Origin of the sequence: Kitasatospora sp. NPDC101155, assembly GCF_044768305.1 — a bacterium.
Classification (GTDB): domain Bacteria; phylum Actinomycetota; class Actinomycetes; order Streptomycetales; family Streptomycetaceae; genus Kitasatospora.
On the sequence record NZ_JBIWPN010000045.1, the window covers coordinates 1 to 21,091 of the forward strand.

Consider the following 21,091-nt stretch of genomic DNA (forward strand, 5'->3'; position numbering starts at 1 on the left):
GGCGGGGCGTGGAGGTCTTGTTACCAGCGGGTCGCTTCTCTGTCATCGCGAGTGTTACAGCTTTACTGTCAAGCCCCGAAGGGTTCTGCGGCCAGTGCGTGACACGGACAGTCCTGTCGGGCTCGGTGGTGGAGTGGAGGCCGCCGCCGAACAGGCCGGCGATCCGAACCTCGCTGCCGGCGAGCGGTCCGAGAGTCCGGGCCTGTAAAAAGAACGGCTCTTACAAGATTTTCGTAGCTGGCGATCGCTTCAACTCGACTGTGGTGTAGTCAGGTTGACGGTGAGACGCTGTGGTGCTGGACCCAGTGGGCCAGCGCGGCCTTCGACTGGGGAAGCAGTACCACCTTCCCGTCGACTCCCGCCGTCGCGCGTCCAGCGTTGATCTCCGTGACCCGGCGCACGCTCAGGAGCGTGTTCGAACGGGACCGGAGCATCAGCTTCTGCAAGTTGCGAACCTTCTTGAGGTCCCCTGCCTGCGATGCCGTGAAGATCCTCTGCCGCAGACGCCGTACGTCCTCCTCGGCCCGGCACCAGTCGGTCGACGTCCAGTCCGGATGTTCGCCCTCGGGTCCGTTCACCGTCGCGGCGGCGGCCGGGACGGCCGAGACCGCTCCGTCCGCATCCGTCATGGTGTCCAACTTGTCCCTCGGTTCCGTCGTCGTTGTCCAGTGAGTCCGCACAGGCTCACCCGGCCCACGTCAGCACCCTTTCGGGTCCAGGCAGCAGCCTGTATCCGGACGGTTGTGCGGGGCGACCGGCGGAGAGGCCGATCATGCTGCCCCGGGTTCCCGTTTCCTTTCGGCTTCCGGCGTTCGCTTCTTGGGCCATCCTGTTCCCGCTGGGGAGTTGAGCCTTCCTCACGGTCGGCCGACCGAGCCACGCAGGCTCGGACCCCAACGGGGTTTCCACGTTCCACACGAGTGAGATACGACCGGGGTGGGTGCTCTCTTTACCCCGAGGCGGCGGTGTCCACCTGGCCGGAGTGACCTCTACCGGCCAGCGCCTGCCGCTTCTCAGCGGCCAGCCATGCACCCCGCTGGTGCCTTCCATCGGCGGGGCTTGGGATCACGAGGCATCAACGAGAGTTCACTTGCGTTCACCCGTCCGGTCTTCCCCTTGCCGGTAACTCCCGGATGGAACGGAAGTCCTTGGGCTTTCCCCCGAGCTTCGCACCACGCCGTTACCGTCGTCGCACGTCAAGGGCGGGGACGGGTCATACGGACACGGACCCGTGACTGCACCTACGGCCTCATCAGCCGCCCCTCCAATCGGCCAGTCCACTCAAACTCGTGCAACTTCGTGTCGCACGGTCTCCTTCCCAGTGGCCCGGAACCGCGCGATCATCTGCCTCGGCAGGCCGCTCGCTGATCGAGACGCCGCCCTGCCAGGAGCGGGACGCGATCGCGGCGAGTTCGGTGGTGCCGTTCTTGTCGCGCAGCAACGGGGCGCCGGCGTCGCCCTGGCAGATTGCGGCCTGGCCGTCTGCGGGGGCGGTGTCGATGGTGGTGGCGGCGACGGCGCCGACGGTGTGGGTCGTGGTGTGGACCTTGGTGGGGACCCAGTCGGTGGCGGTGCGGCCGTAGCCGGCCACGCGCAGGTTCTCGGCGGCGGCCGGCGCGGTGGTGCCGACGGTGGCGTGGCCAGGGCATGGTGGATCGGCCCAGGATCGACACCAGCGAGCCCGTGTCAGCCTGCGAACTCGTGCACGCCCCACCAGCCGCTGGAGTCGTGGTAGAGGCCGACGCCGATCTGCGTGTAGCGGGGGTTGATCTGAGCGGCGTGGTGCCCCGGGGATTCGGTCCACATCTTCTGGAACTGCTCGGCGGCTTGTTCCCCGGTGAGCGAGGCGTCACCCCACATCACGATGCACTCTCCGGTCAGCGTCCGGCTGCCGGTGAGGCTGGGCCCGGCACCGGAGGCGTTCTCCGAGTGGGCGAACCCGGTCTCGCGCATGTGGCGGGCCCAGTCCGCGGCGAACTCCGTCAGGTCGTCCTTGACGACGAGGGCCGGGACACCGTTGCGGGCACGCTCCTCGTTGATCAGCTTCAACGAGAGCGCCTCGGCGCTGCCCGCGGTCCGGCCCGACCCGGTGGTGTCGGGGTTCGCCGGGGCCTGGGCGGATGTCGTGCGACCGGGGTTCGCCGGAGTCCCGCCCGACGCCGCGCTGTCCGCGTTCGGCTGGGCCTTGGCCGGCGCCCCGGTCGAAGTCCGGGGCTGGACCTGGGTCGGAACCTGGGTCCGGTTCTGGCCTGGGGGTTGGGCTGAAGTCTTCGCCGTGGCCGGGTTGGAGGGGCCCTTGGTGGCCGCCGGGGCGGTCGGTGCGGGCGGAGCCGCAGGCGGCGTTGTCTCCCGGCTGGTCGCGGAGGCGGACGTCGACGGGGAGGAGTCGGCCGCGGACGGCGAGGAGTCGCCACCGGTCGCCGCCGCCTTGGCCGGGGCGGCACCTGCCGTGTCCGTGACGGACCCGCCGTTCTGCGGACCGCACGCGCTCAGCGCGGCACCTATGACACCGGCGGCCAAGACCGCGGCGATCATCTGCCTTGGACGAACAGACTGCATGGAACAGGCTCCCTGGGTTCTCCTGGCCGCTCGGAGCGACTGCGCGGCCGTACCACCACGCGCGCCATCCCGACCGGCCGGCGCCTCTTGCGCCGACATCACAGGAGACCGGCAGGCTCGGCGGAGATAACACCTACTGAGGAGATCGTGATCCTCGCCACTCGAATGCTCTCCCATCCGCACCCGCCTTCGGGCCGGACCGGCGGCAGGCCGGTGCGGGGTGACGGTCGAGGTGGGGGGCAGGATACGGATCATGTCCTCACACGAGATCTCCGTTACGGCGAGCCTGGACCCGGCTGCGGTGCTTCGTAGCACCGATTGGCCAGCGCTCGCCCATGCCTACGGCCCGGCCGAGACCACTGCGGACGACCTGCTCGGGCTGTTGGAGGAGAATCCTGAGGTCCAGGCCGCGTCGCTGGGCCGGTTGGAGATGTCGGTTCTCCACCAGGGCTCGCTCTACTCTGCGACCGCGCCCGCGGCCCTGTTCATCGCCGGGATTCTCCCGCACCCGCGCACACTGGCCGTTCACGAGAGCTTCTTCCCATGGGACGACCGCAGGCGGCCGCTCAGGGCGGCGCTGCTGGAATGGCTCGGTCAGTTCGCCGAGTCCGCAGCCTGGGACGACGAGGCTCTCGCCGACCCGCAGGACGCGGAAGAGATCGAGGCAGCGGAAGCCGTGCGTGCGAGCCGGGCTGTCCGACCACGTATCTTCGACGCCATCGCCCCGTTTCTGGATGACCCGGACGACACGGTCCGGGAGACGGCACTCGGCGCAGTGACACATCTACTCGCGGCCGACGACCTTGCCGATCGGATACCCGCTGCGGCCGACCGTTTGGAGCGCATCGTCCGTGGCCGGGGAGAACGCCGAGAGCGCGCGGGCGCGCTGCTCACCCTGGCCCACTGGGGACGGGACACCGCGATGCTGCTCACCGATGAGGACCCGGTCGTCCGCACATGCGCCGCGCTCGGCACCACTGACCCCTCGGCGGCCGGCGTCCTGCTGACTGCGCTTGCCGACCCCGTGGCGGTGGACAGCTGGTTCGACGAGCCGTTGCCGCAGACCGACGGCCGGTTCCGCTTCACCGTGCTGCACGGACTGCTCGAGCGCGCCGAGGGCTTCGAGCAGGTCCTGCCCGCCGCGCTCGCCCTCATCCCACTGTGCAGCCAGTACACCGTCGACCGGGACTGGGGCCCGCTGCTCGCTTGCGCTTTCCCCGAGCCCTACGCGGCGGGAGCCGCCCTGACGCGGGAGCAGAGCGCCTTCCTGGCTGCCTTGGTGGAACAGAAGTCGTGTTGGGGGTCTATCGCCAACCGGGATGTCTGGCTGCGTGAAGCCGGGCTCCCGACGGAGCGCGGGCAGCTTCGAGCCCTTGCGCAGACCACGGGGGAGTAGACCCTGAGGCGCTGATGAGGCGCCCGGCGGCGGTGTCCCAGGGGCAACTGCACGAGTAGCGTCGTGCCGCTGTCTGACCGGCGCCTTTTGAACAAACACTCCGCGTATCCCCTCCCCGGTCCTACAGTGGTGCATGCCCCGCGGGGCCGCACGGCATGCTGGGGGAACGCATGGCACGGAATCGCTCGCTGCGCCTCGCTGCCTTCGTGGCGGCGCTGGGGGTTCTGTTGACGGCGGTTGGGTCCGCGAGCGAGCTGTCAGAGGCCCCGGACGACGGCATGTCGCCCGAGGCCCGGACCTACCTGACGACGGCTCTGGACCTGATGGAGCAGCACTCAGTCCTCCGCCACCAGGTGAACTGGGCCCAGCTGCGGCGGCGGGCGCTGAACCAGGCGCACGGCGCACGGACAGCGGCCGACACCTACGGGGTCATCGCCTCGGCGCTGAACTTCCTGGGCGACGGCCACAGCGTCTTCGTCAGCCCGCAACAGGCCGGGGCGAGCTACGGAACCACCACGCTCTCGTTCGACGGCCTGACGGGCAGCGCACTGGACGACGGCATCGCTTACGTGTCGCTGCCTCAGGTACAGGGGACCCGGCACTACGACGCGTACGTGCGACAGGGCCGCGCGGCAGTTGCGACGGCCAACGGCGCCGGCGCCTGCGGCTGGATCGTGGACCTGCGCGCCGATCGCGGCGGGTATCTGTGGCCGATGCCGGCCGTCCTGGGGCCAGTCCTGGGCGATGGGCCGGTGGGCAGCTTCGTGGACGCCGACGGCAACCGCTCGACGTGGTCGATCCAGCACGGCAACGCGTACACGGACGGCAAGCCCGCGGGCTGGGCGGACAGCGAACCGATCGCCCGCAGCGCCCCGCCTGTCGCCGTACTGACCAGTCACCGGACCGGCAGTTCCGGCGAGGCGGTCGCGGTCGCCTTCCGTGGCCGTCCCGACACCCGCTCCTTCGGTGAGCCGACCTACGGCGTTCCCACCGGGAACGTGGTCCTCCACCTGTCCGACGGAGCGACCCTGGTGCTCACCACCGCCGATGACGTCGACCGCACCAGCCGCACGTACGACGGCCCGATCCCGCCTGACGAGGAGGTCCAGAACGAGCCCACCGCAGCCGTGGGTGGCGACCAGGACCGGGTGCTGGCGGCCGCCCGGGCGTGGCTTCACCAGCAGCCGGGCTGCCAGCGGGGCCGGGGAAGTCAGGCGGGGTAGGCCAAGCGCGTCCCCGCAAGGACTGCCGAACCTGCGGGCTGCGGGTAGGCGAAGTCGGCCGAGACACCCTGAGCCAGGAACCAGGACCTCAGGCCGACCGCCACGAACAGGTGATCCGCGCTGTCCCTGCCACGGGCCTGCGTGGCGGCACACTGATGCCCGCCGCCCCCCCGCCCCGGGCGATGCTGCGCCAGCAGAGCTTCGCTGACCTCGTCCACCCCGGGGACCGCGCTCTGTCGGAACGCGCCAGCACCGAGGTTGGCATGGCTGAAGTCCGGATCTCCCACCGGGACTGCAGCTATCGATGGGTGTGCCTGAGACGACTCCGTCGTCGTGGGCATCGATGAGGGGATGAAGTTCCTCATCATCACTGTTGACGCCCTGGCGACGATCGAGCTGCTGGAGCAGACCGCCGAGGCCTGGTCGCTGCGGGGCGGCCGCCGCGGGCTGGCGGTCGCGGCCTGCTCGCGGGGATGAGGCGCTGGAGAGCGCGGCGGCCGGAGGCCGGATCGAGGCGGCCGTGACCACGCAGGCCCCGCGGATCGCCGACCTGGTCGCCAAGGAGAAGGCGGGCGAGCCGGTCACCGTGTACGCCACCTACGCCTCGCTGGAGCGCATCATCCAGGCCCACCGGCTGTGCGGCCTGCCTGCCTGGGACCTCGTCGTCATCGACGAGGCCCACCGGACCGCCGACGCCAAAGGGAAGGCGTGGGCGGCCGTCCACGTCGACGCCCAGGTCCCGGCGAAGCGCCGGCTGTGCTTCACCGCCACCCCGGCCCTGCTGACCCGGCTCGGCGACCGCGCCTGGCCGCGCGGGCCGATGGTCGCGGCCTCCCGCCGCTAGCAATCCGGCAGTTGACGGACCTCGCCCGTGCCCAACGCGATCGCGGCCCGGGGCCGCATCGGTTCGTCGCCGCGCCGGGAGAGCAAGACCACCTCCTCGACCACCGCCGACAGTGTGCCGAGCCGGGCGGCGCACTCGGCGGCCAGCTGCCGCGGGTCCTGTGTGCGGCCGAGGGACAGATGCGGGATGAAACGGCCGCCGCGCCCGCGGCAGAGCGGGAACCGTTGCTCCAGCGCCCGGTGGAGACAGGCCCACGGCGCCGGGCCCGCCGCGGCCGGGTCGAGCCACACGGTGGCGTAATGCCGGTGCCGGAAGTACCGCACGCCGGCCAGACGCGCGGCGAACGCCGCGCTCTCCGCCGCTCCGGCGGCGAGCAGCGGCACCGCCCGCGCGAACTCCTCCTCCGGCACGAAGCCGAACAGCAGGTTCACATGCGGCGGCCACCGCCGTACCTGCGGATCATGCTCCCAGCGGATGTCCTGGATCGCCGACCAGAGCTCCTGCGGCGGCAGCCACGCCACCGCCGTCCGGGCCGTCGGCGCCACCTCGAGCGCGCCGACCGGCTCGGCCCCGCCGTACACCGGGTTTCCGTCCACACTGCCATGGTGGAGAACGAGCGAGCGGAGCACATCATGGGCAGCAGCACCGAACCGTCATTCGCCTGTGTCACCTACATCGCGAGCACTGCGGAGAAGGTGTGGCACGCCCTGACCGACGCGGACTGTGGTTGCCGATAAATCATCCGGCCTGGTCGCAGCCTTGTCACCTGGCCGCGGGTCGCGGCTGTCGGTCTCATGGTTGTCTTCCCCGCGGGGCAGCACGGACGGCCTGATGATCTGTTGTGCTGCTGCGCCTGGCCTACCTCGCCATGACCAACACCTTCGCGCTGCTGCGGCTGCTGCCGATGGGCAGCAGGGAGAAGGACATCGAGATCCTGGCGCTGCGGCACCAACTGCTGGTTTTGCAGCGCCAGGCCGCGAAGCCGGTGTTCACCGACACGGACCGCGCGGTCCTCGCGGGGCTGCTCCACCACCTCCCCACCGACAGGCTGCGGCGCCTTGTGTTGCTGGTTCGCCCGGACACGGTCCTGCGGTGGCACCGCGACCTGCTCAAGCGGCGCCATGCCGCAACCTGCACACCGAAGCGTCGCGGGCGCCCGCCCACCGTCCGGACGATCCGTGCCCTGGTCCTGGACGCCACCACTTCCCTGGACGCAACCGCCCTCCCACCTGGTCGCTGCCCGAGACCGACTGGCACCGCCTGAGCGAGCACCTGCCGGAACGCACCGGCCGACGCTTCGACGACGCCGTCCGCCGCGACACGGCCGCCGTCCTGATCTGGATGGACGTTACCCAGGGCCACCCCCATCAAGCCCCCGTCGTCCGGCAGGCACGGGCCACGGCGCACCCCTCCCGCAGCAGGCTCCTCAGGTCGATCGCCGAAACCCGCTACCGGCGCCGCAATGACCGCCCCTGGGAGCTGCGGCCGATCGCCGCCTACATCGACGCCTACGCGCGCGAACTCGCCGACAAGATCGACCGGCCGAGTAACTGAGCGCAGACGCGCTGTCCCGGGTAGCCAGGTCGTGAGCTGGGACGCGATAGCCGGAACCGGAAGGACATCGGGAGCTGGCGTTTCGTGGCCCACGGGACGAGCTCGTCGGCATCAGATGGCCAGACTTCCTGTAACCATCCACGAACGCCGAAGGCGGCTGCGTGCTGTGTGTGTGGGGGGCGGGGATATGGATCCCATTCCAGTCCCGAGCTGGATGCCGGGGACCTTCCACACCCGCCCCCCATAGCCGCGAGTCCCTCGCGATCTCCGTCCGGCCCAATGCGGGAACCGTACAACGCGGTACCGACAAGGCAGCCGTCATCGCGGCCGCCAGGGCGGGCTGCCAGCGTCCGCTTCACTTCCCCGGTTGACCGAACCCAGTCTGGGCACCGGATTGAACTCGTGACCTGCCCCGAGGCCGTCGCACTCACAGCCTCGCTCGTCCGCGAGGTCCGCCGCGGGCTCCAGAGCTGCCGGCACGCCCACCAGCCCGACGGTAGCCGGAGGACCGCCGTCAGACGTCGCGGGAGCGGAAGGCCGTCACGACCACAGCGACCGAGCCGACTGCCCACGCGCCGAACGAGATCCATGCGTGGGTGGCGGACGGGTGGTGGCCGACGATGTTCCCGGTGGGGCCCATCGTGGTCAGGAAGATCCATCCCCAGAAGGGCAGGCTGTTGCCCACGAAGGTGAACAGTTGGCCGGTGTGGAAGAGCGTGTCGAAGGACGAAATCGGCGCCAGCGCCGTGCCCACGAAGTAGATGAAGAGGGCGAACACGGTGGCCGCAGTGTGGCGAATGAGCGAGGCGATGGCCATGCCGATCAGGCCGGACACCGGGAACGCGACCACGGTGGCCAGCATGAACCGACCGACACCGTGGCTGCTCCAGGAGAAGGCGGTGATCCGGTCCGAGTAGACGGCCAGGGTGATGGCCCAGCTCAGTACGGCGGTCACGACGCCGACGACGGTCAGCACGGCGGTCACGACGCCGGCCTTGGCGAGCAGTACCCGGCTGCGGTTCGGTACGGCGATGAAGGTGGTGCGGATCAGACCGCTGGCCAGTTCGCCGAGCACGGTCTGGGCGCCGATCACGCCGGCGAGGGTCATGAGCAGGGCGAACAAGACAGGAAAGAGGGCGTCATGCCCGGCCTCGTAGATCTGCTTGAACGAGTCGGGGTAACCCGGCCAGGCGTCGTACGCGGTGGTGGCCACCTTCCAGGCGGAGAAGCCAGCCACCACGGGGCCGGCGGTGACCACGATGAGGGTCGAGCGCAACGACCAGAGTTTGATCCACTCCGCGCCGAACAGGTCGAGCCAGCGGGCGGGTGACCCGACGGGAGGCTGGGTCCTGGTGGTGGGCACTGCTGCGAGGGTGGTCATCGGCCCTCACTCCTCTCCGAGGACGCGACTGCGGCGCGGTACTGGACACGGTCTGCGGTCAGCTGCATGAACGCGTCTTCCAACGTTCCACTGTGGGCGGTGACTTCGTGGACCAGGACGTGGTGGGTGAAGGCGAGTTCGTTGATGTGGGCCGCGGTCAGTCCGGTGACGCTCAGGACACCCGGGCCCTCGGAGAGCACCGAGCCGCCCGCGTCCCGCAGGACCCCGGTCAGTGCGGTCGGGTCCGGAGTGCGCACGGTGACGCTGGCGGTGGTGGCGCGGGCAGCGAAGTCCGCGGCGGGCTCGTCGGCGATCAACCTGCCGCCGCCGATCACGATGAGGTGGTCGGCGGTGTTCGCCATCTCGCTCATCATGTGGCTGGAGACGAAGACGGTGCGCCCCTCAGCGGCCAGGCTCCGGAACAGCTCACGCGCCCACCTGATGCCCTCCGGATCAAGGCCGTTGACCGGCTCGTCGAAGATCAGGACGGGCGGGTCGCCGAGCAGCGCGGTGGCGATGCCCAGGCGTTGGCGCATCCCGAGGGAGTACCCGCCGATCCGCCGTCGGCCCGCCCCGCCCAGACCGACCGCCTCCAGGGCCTCCTGGACCCGGCGCTTCGGCAGGTCGTTGCTGCAGGCCAGCGCCGCCAGGTGCGCCTTGGCGGTGCGCCCCTTGTGGAGGTCGTTGGCGTCCAGCAGCGCGCCCACGTGGCGCATGCCGGTACCGAAGTCGCGGTAGCGGCGGCCATTGATGGTCGCGGTGCCCTTGGTGGGCGTGTTCAGCCCCAGGAGCATGCGCAGGGTCGTGCTCTTGCCTGAGCCGTTGGGGCCGAGGAACCCGGTCACCCGGCCCGGCTGCACGGTGAACGTCAGGCCGTCCACCGCCAGGACGTCGCCGTATCGCTTGGTCAGTTCGTTGATTTCGATCACGCATCGGATGCTGTCGCGGTTCGGGCCCCGCGACATCGGTCGCCAGAGCGGACCGCGACCCTGGCGCGTCGGTCGGAAGGATGATGCCCGGGGAGCGATGTCACCCGTTCATCGCGCGGTTAGCATCGCGGCGTGACCCAAGCTCCGAAGTTCCCCGCACTGCCGCGGCGGTTGCCCGACGCCCTGACGTCCCTGAGCTGGTGTGCGGTCCCCGCGTTCGCGATCGTGCTGCTCAGCGCCACGATCGCCGCGGACGGGCGCTCGCTCCACCTGGGGCGGCACGAAGGCTTCGCCGCCCCCCTGCTCATGGTGGCAGCGGCCGTCGTTCTGGCACTGCCGATCGGTTGGGCCAGCCGGCGACCGGTGCCGGTGCTGGGAGTCGTGCTGGCCGAGGCGATCGGGGCGTGGGTCTACGGGGGGAGGACCTGGCCGCTCCTGCTGGCGGCGACCGTCCTGGTCTTCTACGTCACCGTCACCCAGTCGCAGCGCACCGCGGCCGCGGCCGGGGGCAGCGTGCTGATCACCTGGGGCATCCTTAACATGGCCGACACGCCCGGCGCGGATCTGCTGAACGTCTTCAAGCATCCGCCGGCCTACCAGGTGGTGATCACCTTCATCGCCTGGATCCTCGGCAGCTGGATCCGGCTGCGGCAGGACCACGCCGAGACCCTGCGCACTCAGGCCGCCACCCAGGCAGTCCAGGCCGAACGGCTGCGGATCGCCCGGGAGTTGCACGACATGGTCGCGCACAGCGTGGGCATCGTCGCGATCCACGCCGGTGCGGCGGCCCGAGCCATCGAGATCGAACCGGCCGGGGCCCGCGAGTCCCTGACCGTCATCGAGAACACCAGCCGGGAGACCCTGGCGGGACTGCGCCGCATGCTGATCGCACTGCGGGAAGCCGACTCGGAGCAACCGGAGACGACCCCCACACCGGGCCTCGCGGACATCGAGAAGCTGGCCGCGACGGCCTCGGACGCCGGAGTGGAAGTCGCCGTCCAGTGGCGCGGTGAGCAGCGCCGGCTTCCCGTCGAGATCGACCTGTCCGCCTACCGCATCATTCAGGAGTCCCTGACCAACGTTCTGCGGCATGCGAGCGCCGCCACCTGCCGCATCCAACTCGACTACGCGGCAGACGGGCTCGACATCGAGGTCGTCGACGACGGACGCGGCAATGCGAGCGGCGGCAGCGCCGGGCCCGGCTTCGGCATCGCCGGGATGCGCGAGCGCGTCAGCCTGCTGCACGGCCAGTTCAGCGCCGGACCGAGGCCCGAGGGCGGGTTCCGGGTGGCAGCTAGGCTGCCGGTATGACGATCAGTGTCGTACTCGCCGACGACCAGCCGCTGGTGCGCGCCGGACTGCGGCTGCTCATCGCCAGCGCACCGGACATCGAGATCGTAGGGGAGGCCGGCACCGGAACCGAGGCGGTCCAACTGGCCAAGGAACTGCGCCCCGACGTCGTGGTGATGGACATCCGCATGCCCGTCATGGACGGCATCGAGGCCACCCGGCGGATCAAGGCCCACACCGCGGGGGTGGGGCCCGGGGCGATGGGGGTGGTGATACTCACCACGTTCGACGACAACGAGAACGTGTACGCCGCACTGTATGCCGGAGCCAGCGGATTCCTGGTCAAGGACACGGTGCTGGACGAGATCCTCTCGGCGATCCGTGTCGTCGCCGCCGGTGAGGCCCTGCTCGCCCCGGGCGTCACGCGCCGCCTCATCGAGCGGTTCACCGACCAGGCGCAGGCCGCCGAACCACGGCGGAGGATCAAGGGCATCACCGAGCGCGAACGCGACGTCCTGACCCTGATCGGGCGCGGCATGTCCAACAGCGAGATCTCCGCCCAGCTGCACATCAGCCTGGCCACCACCAAGACCCATGTGGCAAGGCTGCTCGCCAAACTCGACGCGCGCGACCGGGTGCAGCTCGCTATCGCAGCCCATGAGGCGAAGATCGTCCCGCAGTCCGACTGAAGACCACTCGGACACAGAAGGAAGCGGGGCCCTGATCCACCGACAGTGGATCAGGGCTCCATGGCCTGTTCGGCGGCACTCAGTACGTCATGGCGACCGGCACCCGGCGGCTGCCGGTGAACATCCTGCGCCCGTGCGCGATGGGGACGTTGTCGATCGGCAGGACGTCGTCCTGCTGCCGATCGCTGTCCACGGCCGGCGCCGGCCCACACCTGGAGCGGTAGGGGCGGGGACCTTCCACACCCGCCCCCCGTGGCCGCGAGTCCCTCGCGATCTCCGTCCGGCCCATCGCCTTTGTCGTTGGGGTCGAAGACTGCGCCGAGCAGGCCGCGGGTGCCGGTCTCCACCAGAGCCATCAGCATCATGGCGGGGTAACCGGCCCACCCTGAACGGTACTTGATTCTTCCCAGCCAGCCCCGGTTGCGCTCGGCATCCGGGGTCTCGAACGACACGCAGCCGTCGAAGGCGACCGTGCGAGGTCCGTGGTAGCGCGTTCCAGGGGTGGCCGGCTGGGCAAGTGGTCCGGCCAGCACCTCGAACAGCCGCTTCACCGGCGCGATCCCCAGACGGCGCCGCACGTCGCGCAGGGCCTTCTCCGAAGGAGAGGGCACCTGCAGTCCGGCCAGCCCCGCGACCAGCTTGCTCCAGACCTTGGCGTACCCCAGGGCGGGGAACATGCCGAGCGCCAGCGAGAAGTAGATCCCGACCCGGGAGGGCAGCACCCGCAGCCGTCGCTGAACGGTCCCGGTCTCCTCGAGCACGGCGTCGACCAGCTCGAATGGGACGTGCTGGGTCGACTCGCCAAGGTGTCCGGGGGCGAAGACACCGCTGGCGACCGTGGTGGTGCGAGTGAGAGTGGTGATGGCAGACTGACACGTCAACGGGACCTCTGGCAGCTGGAAGATCTTGGTCGATCCCCTGCTCTACCGGAGGTCCCGTTCTCGTACGCAAGCTTCCGCGCCCTCTTGACCAGGGCGGAAACCGCTTAACTACGCGGCATTGGCTCAGCGCGTCTCACCGAGTGAGGACGCATCAGCCCTGCTTCGAGGCGACGGTCCTTGGGCGTAACGGCTCCGCATGGGTGGCCGACGCAGCTGCAGGCCGATCACCCCTCTGGTCAGAAGATTTTGACCTTTTGTACGTCCACGGTGCAGCAGTACCACCACACAGACTCCCACTTTTGGAGGGTCCTGTAGTATTGGTTCCCGTTGTCGTAAACCCAGATTTGCACTTTATTGTTCCCGGCATCGACCTGGGTGGTGTAACGGAAGTACTGGGTGTAGGAGCCGGCGTTCGCGAAGCACGCCCAGTATTCCGTGCCGTAGCCGTAATGAACCTTGAGGAAGTCGATACGATTGCCGCAATCGACTAGATTGATCGCGTTCGCCTGTGTCGCGGGCAGGCCGAGGGCCATGACGGCGGCCGTCGCTACGGCCACGGCCGCTTTTTTGAGTATGCGGGACATGAGGATTCCCCTTCTTTTCGTGTCTCATGTTGGCCGGACGGTGCGGTGGGGCATCGTCCGGAATCCATGGGCGAGGGTCCGGCTCAGGTCGAGGAAAGCTCGTTCTCGCAACCTGGTTGCTTCCTGGACCTGCCTCTGATAGCTGATCAGGGCAGGAGGCGTTGGCTGCCACCAGTTGTTGCTGGTATCCGGTCAATGCCGCGAGAAATAGACTGTGAGCAGGGCGGACGACCTTGTGCGGGACCCAGCGACGGTGACGCCGGGATCTCGTCGTCGGTGGGCTTTGCAGTTTTCCAGGACCCGGCGGCCGGTTTCTCAGGGTCCTCGGCCGGGTGGCCCGCTTCTGTCATGCAGGCGCTCCAGCGTTTGCGCGCGACGGTCACTCACCGGTCCACGGCCGCCCTGCTGTGCCGTCACCGAAGTGGATTGTCACGGTGTTGATTCCGGAATCCATCCTATTGACATTGGTGGCGCGGCGAATGACGCTGCCGGCATTTGCGAAGCAGTGGGACCTGCTGTAGCCATGCGTCCAGGTCTTGAGGAAATCAGAAGGTGCCGAATGTGACCAGGTTGATTGCTGACGCGTTTGTCGCGGGCAGGCCGACAGCTAGGGCGGCGGCCGCGGCTGTTCTTTTGAGTATGCGGGACATAGGGATTCCCTTTTCTTGCTCGTCGCATCGCCTTGTCGTTCAGAAGTCCACGGTGAGCGCTTGCCTCAGGTTGCGGGGAAATCGGCCAGGAGGTGCGTGGCGCGGCCGATTTGTTTCTGGACCTGCTTCTGGTAGGCAGTCAGGGCGTCGGTGTTGGCGGGCACCATTTGCCGCTGGTATCCGGTCAGTACCGCGAAGAAGACGGCCGCCAGGCCCGACGAGCGGGTGCAGGACTCGGCGGCGGTGGCTGCGGCGATCTCGTCGTCGGTGGGCCTTGCCGTTTTCCAGGACCCCTCGGCCAGTTTCTCAGGGTCCTCGGCCGGGTGGCCCGCTTCTGTCATGCAGGCGCTCCAGCGTTTGCGTGCGGCGGTCACCCGCCGGTCCGCGGCCGCCTGCTGGAATGACTGGCCGAACAGGCTCTGGGTCAGCTTCCAGCCGTCGGTGCCTGTCAGGTCCGGCAGTTGCTCGCCAGCCTCGGCCGAGCAGGCTTCGAAGTCCTTTCCTGCCTCGGCGGTCATGCCCGTCGAGGCGCCCATAGGTAGCGTCCTTGGATGGAACCCTTGGTTCCTGGCGGTTGCGCGGCCGATGTAGCCCCAGGCGCCGGCCGGGCGCACCGCCTCTCTGTCCTCTTCGTCCTCCAAAGACGACCGGACCATGTTCTGGCCCGAGTAGTCCTGATGCCCACGGCTCCTCATGCAGCGAACAACCACCGCCCTTTCTGCCCTGAACAGCAGGTCGTCGTCCTGCTCGGAGGTGCCGTAGGCAGACAGCGGCAGCCCCATCAGCCCGTCGTACCCGGTGACGGGCGCTGCCGCAGAAGCCGAGACGACCGGCGGGGTCAGCGCCGTATCCCCCGCACCGCTGGCCAGGCCCGCGGAGCAGCTGGTGGCCAGCAAGGTGGCGGCGATCGCCGTGATACGGGCCCTGCTCACGGTGGGTCGTAATCCGGCCAGTGCGTTCATCGGCGGGCGTGCTCCTTGCTGAGGGAGGGCGGTGGTTGCGCAGGTTGAACAGGGTCCGTGGCGCTCTGAGGTCGAAGTCAATACCGGTCCGCGGAGCTGCCCTGCATCCGGCAGCCTACGAGGATCGGCACATGACAAGATGTGAACCACAGTGCCGTTCTGATGGAACATCAGTGCCACCGTCGGGCAGTGCGCAGCGGCTAGTGCAGACTGGTCGGCGCTGGACAGGAGTGGAACGGAGGCCGATGGGATGATCGGGGCGTTCTTTCTGGAGACCGCCGTCCCGGGGGGATTCAACGCCTTCCTGCGCGCGTGGGAGAGACATATCGGCGACGGCTTCCCGCGGCCGACGAACAGCCCGGCCACAATCGGCTCCCGCGTCACGGTCCGCGCCACCAGGGTGGCCGACGTGGCGATCACCGATATCGACGGGGCGTCGGCCGTCCAGACCGCGCTCACCCCGGGCGGCATGGGGGACTTGGTGCGGCTGCACGTGGTACGGCGCGGCGCGTGGACGGTGGACGGCCCGCCTGAATACGGCGAACACACCGTGGCGGCCGGGCAGTTCCTCCTCCGGCACGCCGGGCGGCCGTCGCGCTTCCAGACGGCACCGCATACCACGGCCAAGATCGTCGTCCTGCCCGCCGCGACGCTCACCCCGCTGATCGGGGGCCGGGGCGTCATCGGCCCGGCGGACTCGCCGGAGGTACGCCTGCTGGTGGCCCACGCCAACATGGTTTACGACACCATGCCCGACCTCAGCCCGACCGGCGTGCAAGCCGCCCGCAACACCCTGATCGAGCTGGCCAAGGCGGTGGCGATGCGCCGGTTCGACGACGCGGAACCCCGGCTGGCCCCCGCACTCGCCCAGGCCGCGAAGAACCTCGCCGACAGCCGGCTCGTCGAGCCCGAGCTTTCTCCGGCAATGCTGGCGCGCGAGCTCAACGTCTCCCTACGCACCCTGCATCGGGCGTTCGCTGCGACCGGAGAGTCGGTGAGCGGCTACGTCCGCGACCGCCGACTGGAAGAGGCCCGGCTCGCTCTCACCGCGCGCTCCGACCGTCTGAGCGTCTCTGAACTGGCGGCCTACTGGCAGTTCGCGGACCGCAGCCACTTCATCCGGGCCTTCAAGAAGCGCTACGGCCAGACGCCCACCCAGTACGCCCGCTCGCCCCGGCCAGCTGAGAGCTGAACCCACCCGGCGATGCGGCCGTACGGCATTCCCGGCTTCAGCGAGTCCGGGCCTTCCCGGGGGCTGTGGTGGTCGCCCCGGGGCTGGATGCGGAGGCAGGTACGGCCCCGGTGATCATGAGGTGTCTGCTGGACACCTGAAGGGTGTCTTTACTGCCGTACAACGGCTGACCAGCGGCTTTCCGGGTAGCCGCGTCCCGGGCATGATCACTGACTGTGGGTCTGCGGCTGCTGTACTTGATCTTCTGTCGGCTGCCGGGCTGGCTGACACTCCTGGGACGCTCCTCCGCTGAGAACAAGGCCGAGATCCTCGCCTTGCGCCATGAGGTCGCCGTGCTGCGCCGACAGGCCGGGCGGCCGCGGATGTCGTGGGCCGACCGCGCCGTACTCTCCGCTCTCGCACGCCATATGCCGTCCGCCCTGCGCCGGCACCGGCTGGTCACCCCGGGCACGCTGCTGGGCTGGCACCGACGACTGGTGCGCTGGAAGTGGCGTCAGCCACCAGGCAGGTCCGGCCGGCCACCGCTGCCCGAACAGATCGTCGCGCTCATCCGGCGCCTCGCCACAGAGAATCCGACCTGGGGGTACGTCAGGATCCAGGGCGAGCCGCGACGGCTCGGCCACCGCGTCGCCGCTGCCACCATCCGCCGCATCCTGCGCCGCTTCGGTCTGCCGCCCGCACCACAGCGAGCCTCCCGGCAGACCTGGCGCACCTTCATCCGCACACAGGCCCACACGCTTCTCGCCTGCGACTTCCTGCACGTGGACACCGTCTTCCTCAAGCGCCTCTACGTCTTCTTCGTCATGGAGATCAAGACCCGGCGCGTCCACATCCTCGGCCTCACCGCCCACCCCACAGGAGCGTGGGTGGCCCAGCTTGCGCGGAACCTGCTGATGGACCTGGGAGACAGGGCCGGGTGCTTCCGGTTCCTCATCCGCGACCGGGACGCGAAGTTCACCACCGCGTTCGACGGTGTCCTCGCCGGCAACGACATAACTGTCGTCCCGACTCCACCACAGAGCCCGCGCTCGAACGCCTTCGCGGAGCGGTGGATCCGCACGGCGCGCGCCGAATGCACCGACCGCCTCCTCATCACCGGCGAACGACACCTGCGCACCGTGCTCACCGAGCACGTCGAGCACTACAACGCCGGACGAGCCCACCGCGGCCTGGATCTACGAGCACCAGACGACGATCCCAACGTCATCCTCCTGCCCATGGCCGCAGTCCGACGCCACCGAGTACTCGGCGGACTCCTCAACGAGTACCACCCCACCCCGATCAGGCCGCCCCATGGCCTGCGGGAAACACCCAGCTCAGCGGCCTGATTGGAGTTTTGACACCCTTCAGGGTGTTCGCCGACGGCTCCCCGCTCGTCGAGGGGCCAGCTCAGCGGTCGCGGGTGAGCCGGTACTCCCGTGGGTCGGCGATGCCGTGCAGGTCCTCGGCGGTGAGGGTGCGGCCGTCGCCGTCCAGGATCCGGAGGTGCCGCCGTTCGCGCTGAGGGCGAAGCCCGAAGGAGGACGCCAGCTCGAGGTCGAGCCGGCCGTCCTCCGGGGCGAACCACCAGCGGCCGGTGACCTTGCCCTGCAGGCCCGCCCGGTGGTGGGTGCCCGTCAGGTGGCCGCCCCCGACGGAGCCGTCCGGCACGGCCGCGTCCGCCGAGGCGGTGAGCTCGACGTCCAGGGACTCCCCGGACGGGTCGTCACTCTCGATCGTCCAGTGACCGGGCTGCACCGCCCCGGCACCCACCGGGCCCGCTCCGGCCGCGTCGGCGGCCGGAGCGTCGGCGGGCGGTGCGTCGACGGGTCGGGTGCCGAGCAGCCGGTGGACCGCGGCGTCCACCGCCCGGTCGTCGCTTCCGGCCGGCAGCTGCTCGACGGAGCCCTCCCCGTGGGGCAGGGCCGTCGCGTCGAGCGGCCAGACCAGGCAGGGCTTGTCGAACGAGGCCGCGTACCGGCGCTGTTCCAGGACGTGGGGGTCGTCGGCCGCGTCCCGGGACCACACGAGCAGGAACAGCCCGCAGGCGCCCAGCTCCTGCAGGACGGGTTCGGCCGGCAGGTCGTCGGAGAGGTCGCGGGACTCGTCCAGGGCGGTCCGCAGGCCGCCGGCCCGCAGCCGGGCGTCCAGGGCGGCGGCCCGGTCGGCGTCCGCGGGCGCGTGGGCGAGGAAGACCCCGGGACGTGCCGCCCGGTCGGAGCCGTCGTGCCCGGTGCGGTGCTCGTTGTCCTGCACGGTGCGGTGCTCGTTGTCGTGCTGCTCGTCGCTCATGGGCTGTCTCAGACCTCCGCGTCGTACGTGTCCAGGTCGTGGCCGTGGTACCAGGGCGCCTGCGGGTTGTAGGAGGCGAGGTAGTAGTCGGCCTCACAGGTGTACGTCGCGGGGAACAGCTGATGCGCGCGCAGCTTCAGGAGGTCGATGGCCGCGATCTCGTTGGCCAGCGCCGGCTGGTCCTGCTCGTTCAGCGGCTTGAGCTTCTCGTCGTCCACGAGCTTCTGGGCCGCCGCGAGGTTGTCCTTCAGGAACTGGGGCCACTGTGCCGGATCGTTGCTGTACGTGTAGTGCGGCGTCACCCGGTAGTGGATCATCTTGGGCCACCTGGCGTTGGGGTTCGTGAGGGGCGCGGCCGGGTCCATGACGTGGGTGACGGTCGGGTGCGACTGCTGGTAGGGCGCCAGGGCCGTCGCGCTCGACTGGGTGCCCTGGACGGTCTGCCCCGGGGCCGCGAAGCCGATCTTGCCGTCGCCGAGGTCGATCGGCTGGTTGGCGGCGATCCACTGCTCGTAGTTCGCGGCGAGTCCGTGGGTGCCGCTCTGCATCGAGGCCCGGATGGGCCGTTCGACCTTGTTGAAGTGCTCCTGGGTGTTGGACTTGGCCGAGCCCATGAAGATGTTCGTGGCGGTGTCGTTGGCGCCGGCGGTGAAGTCGCCGTTGATCGCGTGCATCGCGGTGGCGGCGTTCTGCTGGCCGTTGGCGCGCACCAGGCCGCTGTCGACGGTCCTGATGGCGGTGATGTCCGCGGGCTCGCCGGGCGACGATCCGCCCCCGGTGTTGCTGAGCATCCGCTCCAGGTGGACCCAGTTGCCGAGGGTGCCGCCGTTCGGGTAGACGAGGCCGGCGGCGCCCAGCACGTCGGTCTGGATGCCGCCGATCTGCGTGTTGCCGGCCGTCATGCCCGTGAACGGCTGGAAGGCGGCCGCCCGTTGCAGGACGGGCTCCTCGGCCAGGGGGCCGGCGCCGTGGTCGGCGCAGTGCTCGTCCTTGTGCTGCCCGGCTGCTTCCCCGCCGGCCCGGTCGGCCGTGGTAGGCCCCGCCACCGGCTTGCGCATCACCCGGTGGGCGTTGGCCTCGGCCTCACGCTCGAAGCGGTCGGACGGGTCGGAGACCTTGAGCCCGGAGCCGTTGTCGGTGCCGGCGACCGGGCCCTGGCGCTGCTGGAGGACGTGGGTGAGCTCGTGGGCCAGGGTGTGCCGGTCGCCGCCGCCCGCCCCGATGACGACGTGGTTCCCGGAGGTGTAGGCGCGGGCGCCGACCTCGGCGGCGGAGGCCTGGGCGGCGCTGTCGTCGTGGACGCGCACGGCGGAGAAGTCGGCGCCCATCCGGCCCTCCATCTCGGACCGGACGGCGGCCTCCAGCGGCCGGCCGGGCGTGCTCAGGACGTCGTGGACGGCCGAGCGCTGCACCGCCGCGCCGGCCCGCCCGGCCGGGCCCGCCGCCTGACGGAGCATCTGGACGACGGCTCGGTTCCCGGCGGTCGCCTGCAGCGCCATCAGGTCCGGCCCCGGGCCCCGGCCGCCGGTGCGCGGCGTGCGGACCGGCGTACCGGTGCGTCCGGAGGCCTGGGCCCTGGTGTTCTCTCGGGCGTGCAAGGGGGCATGCAAGGGGGGCCTCTTCCCGCGGTGGAACAGCGACCCTTCCTGCATACGCGTTCGACGCCCGGCACGCCAGGGCCCGAAGGGCAGACCCGGGTGCCCCGCCGGGCACCCGTACGGGCACCCCGTAAGGCTGCTGCCATCTTGAGGGAGCCTGGCCTGGCACTCGATGGCGCGGGGCGTGCTTGCATCGTGATGCACAAGACGCTGATCGAACACCGAGGTGGCCACCGACCGCGCCTCCCGAATCGGACTGAGTGCCAGGCGAGCGTGATCTTCTTCGCCCGTCGGAGGCCGATTCGCAGGAGAACTCCGGGGGCCGGAGCGGGCCGCGCGCAACCGCACGGACGGCGCGTTCCCCGGCGCGGGTTCCGCCTACTGCACGTCGGCGGCGATCACGGTCCACGCCTTGGTCGACGTGTCGTCCCGCCGGAGATCGAAGGCGAAGGTGATCGGGCGGCGCTTGCGTGCGTCGCCTCGGAGCACCTGCTCGCTGCGCCGGTCGACCTCGTAGCAGACGCCCTCCGCGTCGACCGCGACACGGAAGACGATCGGGTCGCGCGAGACCAGCGTGCGCACCGTGACCGACCTGACGACGGCGTCACGCATGACGGTTCGGTCGACCGTGCGCACGGACGTGAAGTCCAGGCTGCCGTCGTTCATGACCCACTCCTCGAGGAACCGCTCGACGGCGGCTTCGGGGACCGCCTTGTCGAACCGGCCGTCGAGCATGCTCAGATCGCCGACGGCCCTGTCGGCATCCGTGCTCCACGAAATGCCGGTGAGCGAGAGGATGTCGCTCACACCCGTGACCGCGGTCTTCCCGGCCTGCCCCTCACCGCGCAGACGTGGACGTAGAAGCCCTTCACGCACGCGGCCAGCACCTGCAACGCCGAGGTCCCCAGCGGGCGCTTGGGAGGCAGACGCCAGGCAAGCCCGAACGGCATCGAGACCCGCGAACCCAAAGATCATCCGACGTACGTGCCGAATGATCCCGAGACAGCTGGTAAAAGATTTCGGGATGGGCCACAGATTCGCTCTGACGTACCATCAGATCGCTTCGCTTGTGGCCGGTAAATTCCAGG

At 69.8% G+C, this 21,091-nt stretch carries 20 protein-coding genes and 3 pseudogenes; 10 read left to right on the top strand and 13 right to left on the bottom strand.

The window, feature by feature from the left end; genetic code table 11:
• Positions 1 to 269 precede the first annotated feature (269 nt).
• From ACIRYZ_RS37430 to ACIRYZ_RS37440, 3 genes and pseudogenes are all read right to left on the bottom strand, one after another.
• Positions 270 to 629 carry a reverse transcriptase N-terminal domain-containing protein gene (locus ACIRYZ_RS37430; RefSeq protein ID WP_402952895.1) on the bottom strand — a complete coding sequence of 120 codons (360 nt, stop codon included), beginning with the start codon at positions 627 to 629 and terminating at the stop codon, positions 270 to 272.
• Between the two features lie 758 nt (positions 630 to 1,387).
• Positions 1,388 to 1,804: pseudogene (locus ACIRYZ_RS37435) on the bottom strand (trypsin-like serine protease); the annotation flags it as partial.
• On the bottom strand, positions 1,687 to 2,559 hold the full coding sequence (locus ACIRYZ_RS37440) for a CAP domain-containing protein (RefSeq protein WP_402952897.1): 873 nt from the start codon (positions 2,557 to 2,559) through the stop codon (positions 1,687 to 1,689). The pseudogene ACIRYZ_RS37435 and the gene ACIRYZ_RS37440, both read right to left, overlap by 118 nt.
• Before the next feature lie 220 nt (positions 2,560 to 2,779).
• Between ACIRYZ_RS37440 and ACIRYZ_RS37445 the strand changes: the two genes are divergently transcribed.
• From ACIRYZ_RS37445 to ACIRYZ_RS37460, 4 genes are all read left to right on the top strand, one after another.
• Positions 2,780 to 3,955: a HEAT repeat domain-containing protein gene (locus ACIRYZ_RS37445; RefSeq protein WP_402952899.1), complete on the top strand. Its 1,176-nt coding sequence runs from the start codon at positions 2,780 to 2,782 to the stop codon at positions 3,953 to 3,955.
• A gap of 170 nt (positions 3,956 to 4,125) precedes the next feature.
• Positions 4,126 to 5,178 carry a S41 family peptidase gene (locus ACIRYZ_RS37450; protein WP_402952900.1) on the top strand — a complete coding sequence of 351 codons (1,053 nt, stop codon included), beginning with the start codon at positions 4,126 to 4,128 and terminating at the stop codon, positions 5,176 to 5,178.
• Positions 5,179 to 5,529: 351 nt separating this feature from the next.
• Positions 5,530 to 5,655 carry a hypothetical protein gene (locus tag ACIRYZ_RS37455; RefSeq protein ID WP_402952902.1) on the top strand — a complete coding sequence of 42 codons (126 nt, stop codon included), beginning with the start codon at positions 5,530 to 5,532 and terminating at the stop codon, positions 5,653 to 5,655.
• Between the two features lie 43 nt (positions 5,656 to 5,698).
• The gene (locus tag ACIRYZ_RS37460; protein WP_402952904.1) at positions 5,699 to 6,022 is read left to right on the top strand and encodes a DEAD/DEAH box helicase; all 324 of its coding nucleotides are present in this window, start codon (positions 5,699 to 5,701) and stop codon (positions 6,020 to 6,022) included.
• On the opposite strand, the gene ACIRYZ_RS37465 is transcribed toward ACIRYZ_RS37460, so the two are convergent.
• Entirely contained in the window at positions 6,019 to 6,618 is a 600-nt protein-coding gene (locus tag ACIRYZ_RS37465) for a 2'-5' RNA ligase family protein (RefSeq protein WP_402952906.1), read from the bottom strand. The two genes, ACIRYZ_RS37460 and ACIRYZ_RS37465, sit on opposite strands and share 4 nt — an antisense overlap.
• A 245-nt stretch (positions 6,619 to 6,863) precedes the next feature.
• Between ACIRYZ_RS37465 and ACIRYZ_RS37470 the strand changes: the two are divergent.
• Positions 6,864 to 7,214 (top strand): annotated as a pseudogene (locus tag ACIRYZ_RS37470) (integrase); the annotation flags it as partial.
• Between the two features lie 149 nt (positions 7,215 to 7,363).
• A complete protein-coding gene (locus ACIRYZ_RS37475) occupies positions 7,364 to 7,576 on the top strand; it encodes a hypothetical protein (RefSeq protein WP_402952907.1) in 213 nt (70 codons plus the stop codon).
• Between the two features lie 514 nt (positions 7,577 to 8,090).
• On the opposite strand, the gene ACIRYZ_RS37480 is transcribed toward ACIRYZ_RS37475, so the two are convergent.
• Positions 8,091 to 8,957 carry a hypothetical protein gene (locus ACIRYZ_RS37480; protein ID WP_402952909.1) on the bottom strand — a complete coding sequence of 289 codons (867 nt, stop codon included), beginning with the start codon at positions 8,955 to 8,957 and terminating at the stop codon, positions 8,091 to 8,093.
• On the bottom strand, positions 8,954 to 9,886 hold the full coding sequence (locus ACIRYZ_RS37485; RefSeq protein WP_402952910.1) for an ATP-binding cassette domain-containing protein: 933 nt from the start codon (positions 9,884 to 9,886) through the stop codon (positions 8,954 to 8,956). The genes ACIRYZ_RS37480 and ACIRYZ_RS37485 overlap by 4 nt, the downstream gene beginning before the upstream one ends.
• Before the next feature lie 132 nt (positions 9,887 to 10,018).
• Here ACIRYZ_RS37485 and ACIRYZ_RS37490 point away from each other — a divergent pair, with 132 nt between their 5' ends.
• Together ACIRYZ_RS37490 and ACIRYZ_RS37495 are read left to right on the top strand one after the other, a co-directional pair.
• Positions 10,019 to 11,197, top strand: a complete 1,179-nt coding sequence (locus ACIRYZ_RS37490) for a sensor histidine kinase (RefSeq protein ID WP_402952911.1) — start codon at positions 10,019 to 10,021, stop codon at positions 11,195 to 11,197.
• Positions 11,194 to 11,865 (top strand): response regulator, encoded by a 672-nt coding sequence (locus ACIRYZ_RS37495; RefSeq protein ID WP_402952913.1) that lies wholly within the window; start codon positions 11,194 to 11,196, stop codon positions 11,863 to 11,865. Before ACIRYZ_RS37490 ends, ACIRYZ_RS37495 begins: the two co-directional genes overlap by 4 nt.
• Positions 11,866 to 12,167: 302 nt before the next feature.
• Here ACIRYZ_RS37495 and ACIRYZ_RS37500 read toward each other — a convergent pair.
• The 4 genes and pseudogenes from ACIRYZ_RS37500 to ACIRYZ_RS37515 form a co-directional block, all read right to left on the bottom strand.
• Positions 12,168 to 12,746, bottom strand: a pseudogene (locus tag ACIRYZ_RS37500) (transposase domain-containing protein); the annotation flags it as partial.
• A 236-nt stretch (positions 12,747 to 12,982) separates the two neighbouring features.
• Entirely contained in the window at positions 12,983 to 13,330 is a 348-nt protein-coding gene (locus tag ACIRYZ_RS37505; RefSeq protein ID WP_402952914.1) for a hypothetical protein, read from the bottom strand.
• Between the two features lie 379 nt (positions 13,331 to 13,709).
• Positions 13,710 to 13,937, bottom strand: a complete 228-nt coding sequence (locus tag ACIRYZ_RS37510; protein WP_402952985.1) for a beta/gamma crystallin domain-containing protein — start codon at positions 13,935 to 13,937, stop codon at positions 13,710 to 13,712.
• A gap of 108 nt (positions 13,938 to 14,045) precedes the next feature.
• Positions 14,046 to 14,942: a hypothetical protein gene (locus ACIRYZ_RS37515; RefSeq protein ID WP_402952915.1), complete on the bottom strand. Its 897-nt coding sequence runs from the start codon at positions 14,940 to 14,942 to the stop codon at positions 14,046 to 14,048.
• A gap of 250 nt (positions 14,943 to 15,192) precedes the next feature.
• Between ACIRYZ_RS37515 and ACIRYZ_RS37520 the strand changes: the two genes are divergently transcribed.
• Together ACIRYZ_RS37520 and ACIRYZ_RS37525 are read left to right on the top strand one after the other, a co-directional pair.
• The gene (locus tag ACIRYZ_RS37520; protein ID WP_402952917.1) at positions 15,193 to 16,134 is read left to right on the top strand and encodes a helix-turn-helix domain-containing protein; all 942 of its coding nucleotides are present in this window, start codon (positions 15,193 to 15,195) and stop codon (positions 16,132 to 16,134) included.
• A gap of 215 nt (positions 16,135 to 16,349) precedes the next feature.
• The gene (locus ACIRYZ_RS37525; protein WP_402952919.1) at positions 16,350 to 17,462 is read left to right on the top strand and encodes an integrase core domain-containing protein; all 1,113 of its coding nucleotides are present in this window, start codon (positions 16,350 to 16,352) and stop codon (positions 17,460 to 17,462) included.
• 61 nt (positions 17,463 to 17,523) lie between these two features.
• Here the strand turns inward: ACIRYZ_RS37525 and ACIRYZ_RS37530 are convergent, their stop codons facing one another.
• From ACIRYZ_RS37530 to ACIRYZ_RS37540, 3 genes are all read right to left on the bottom strand, one after another.
• Positions 17,524 to 18,405: a TIR domain-containing protein gene (locus ACIRYZ_RS37530; protein WP_402952920.1), complete on the bottom strand. Its 882-nt coding sequence runs from the start codon at positions 18,403 to 18,405 to the stop codon at positions 17,524 to 17,526.
• An 8-nt stretch (positions 18,406 to 18,413) separates the two neighbouring features.
• Positions 18,414 to 20,003: a DUF4157 domain-containing protein gene (locus ACIRYZ_RS37535; protein ID WP_402952921.1), complete on the bottom strand. Its 1,590-nt coding sequence runs from the start codon at positions 20,001 to 20,003 to the stop codon at positions 18,414 to 18,416.
• Positions 20,004 to 20,381: 378 nt separating this feature from the next.
• Entirely contained in the window at positions 20,382 to 20,978 is a 597-nt protein-coding gene (locus ACIRYZ_RS37540) for a hypothetical protein (RefSeq protein WP_402952923.1), read from the bottom strand.
• Between the last annotated feature and the right edge of the window lie 113 nt (positions 20,979 to 21,091).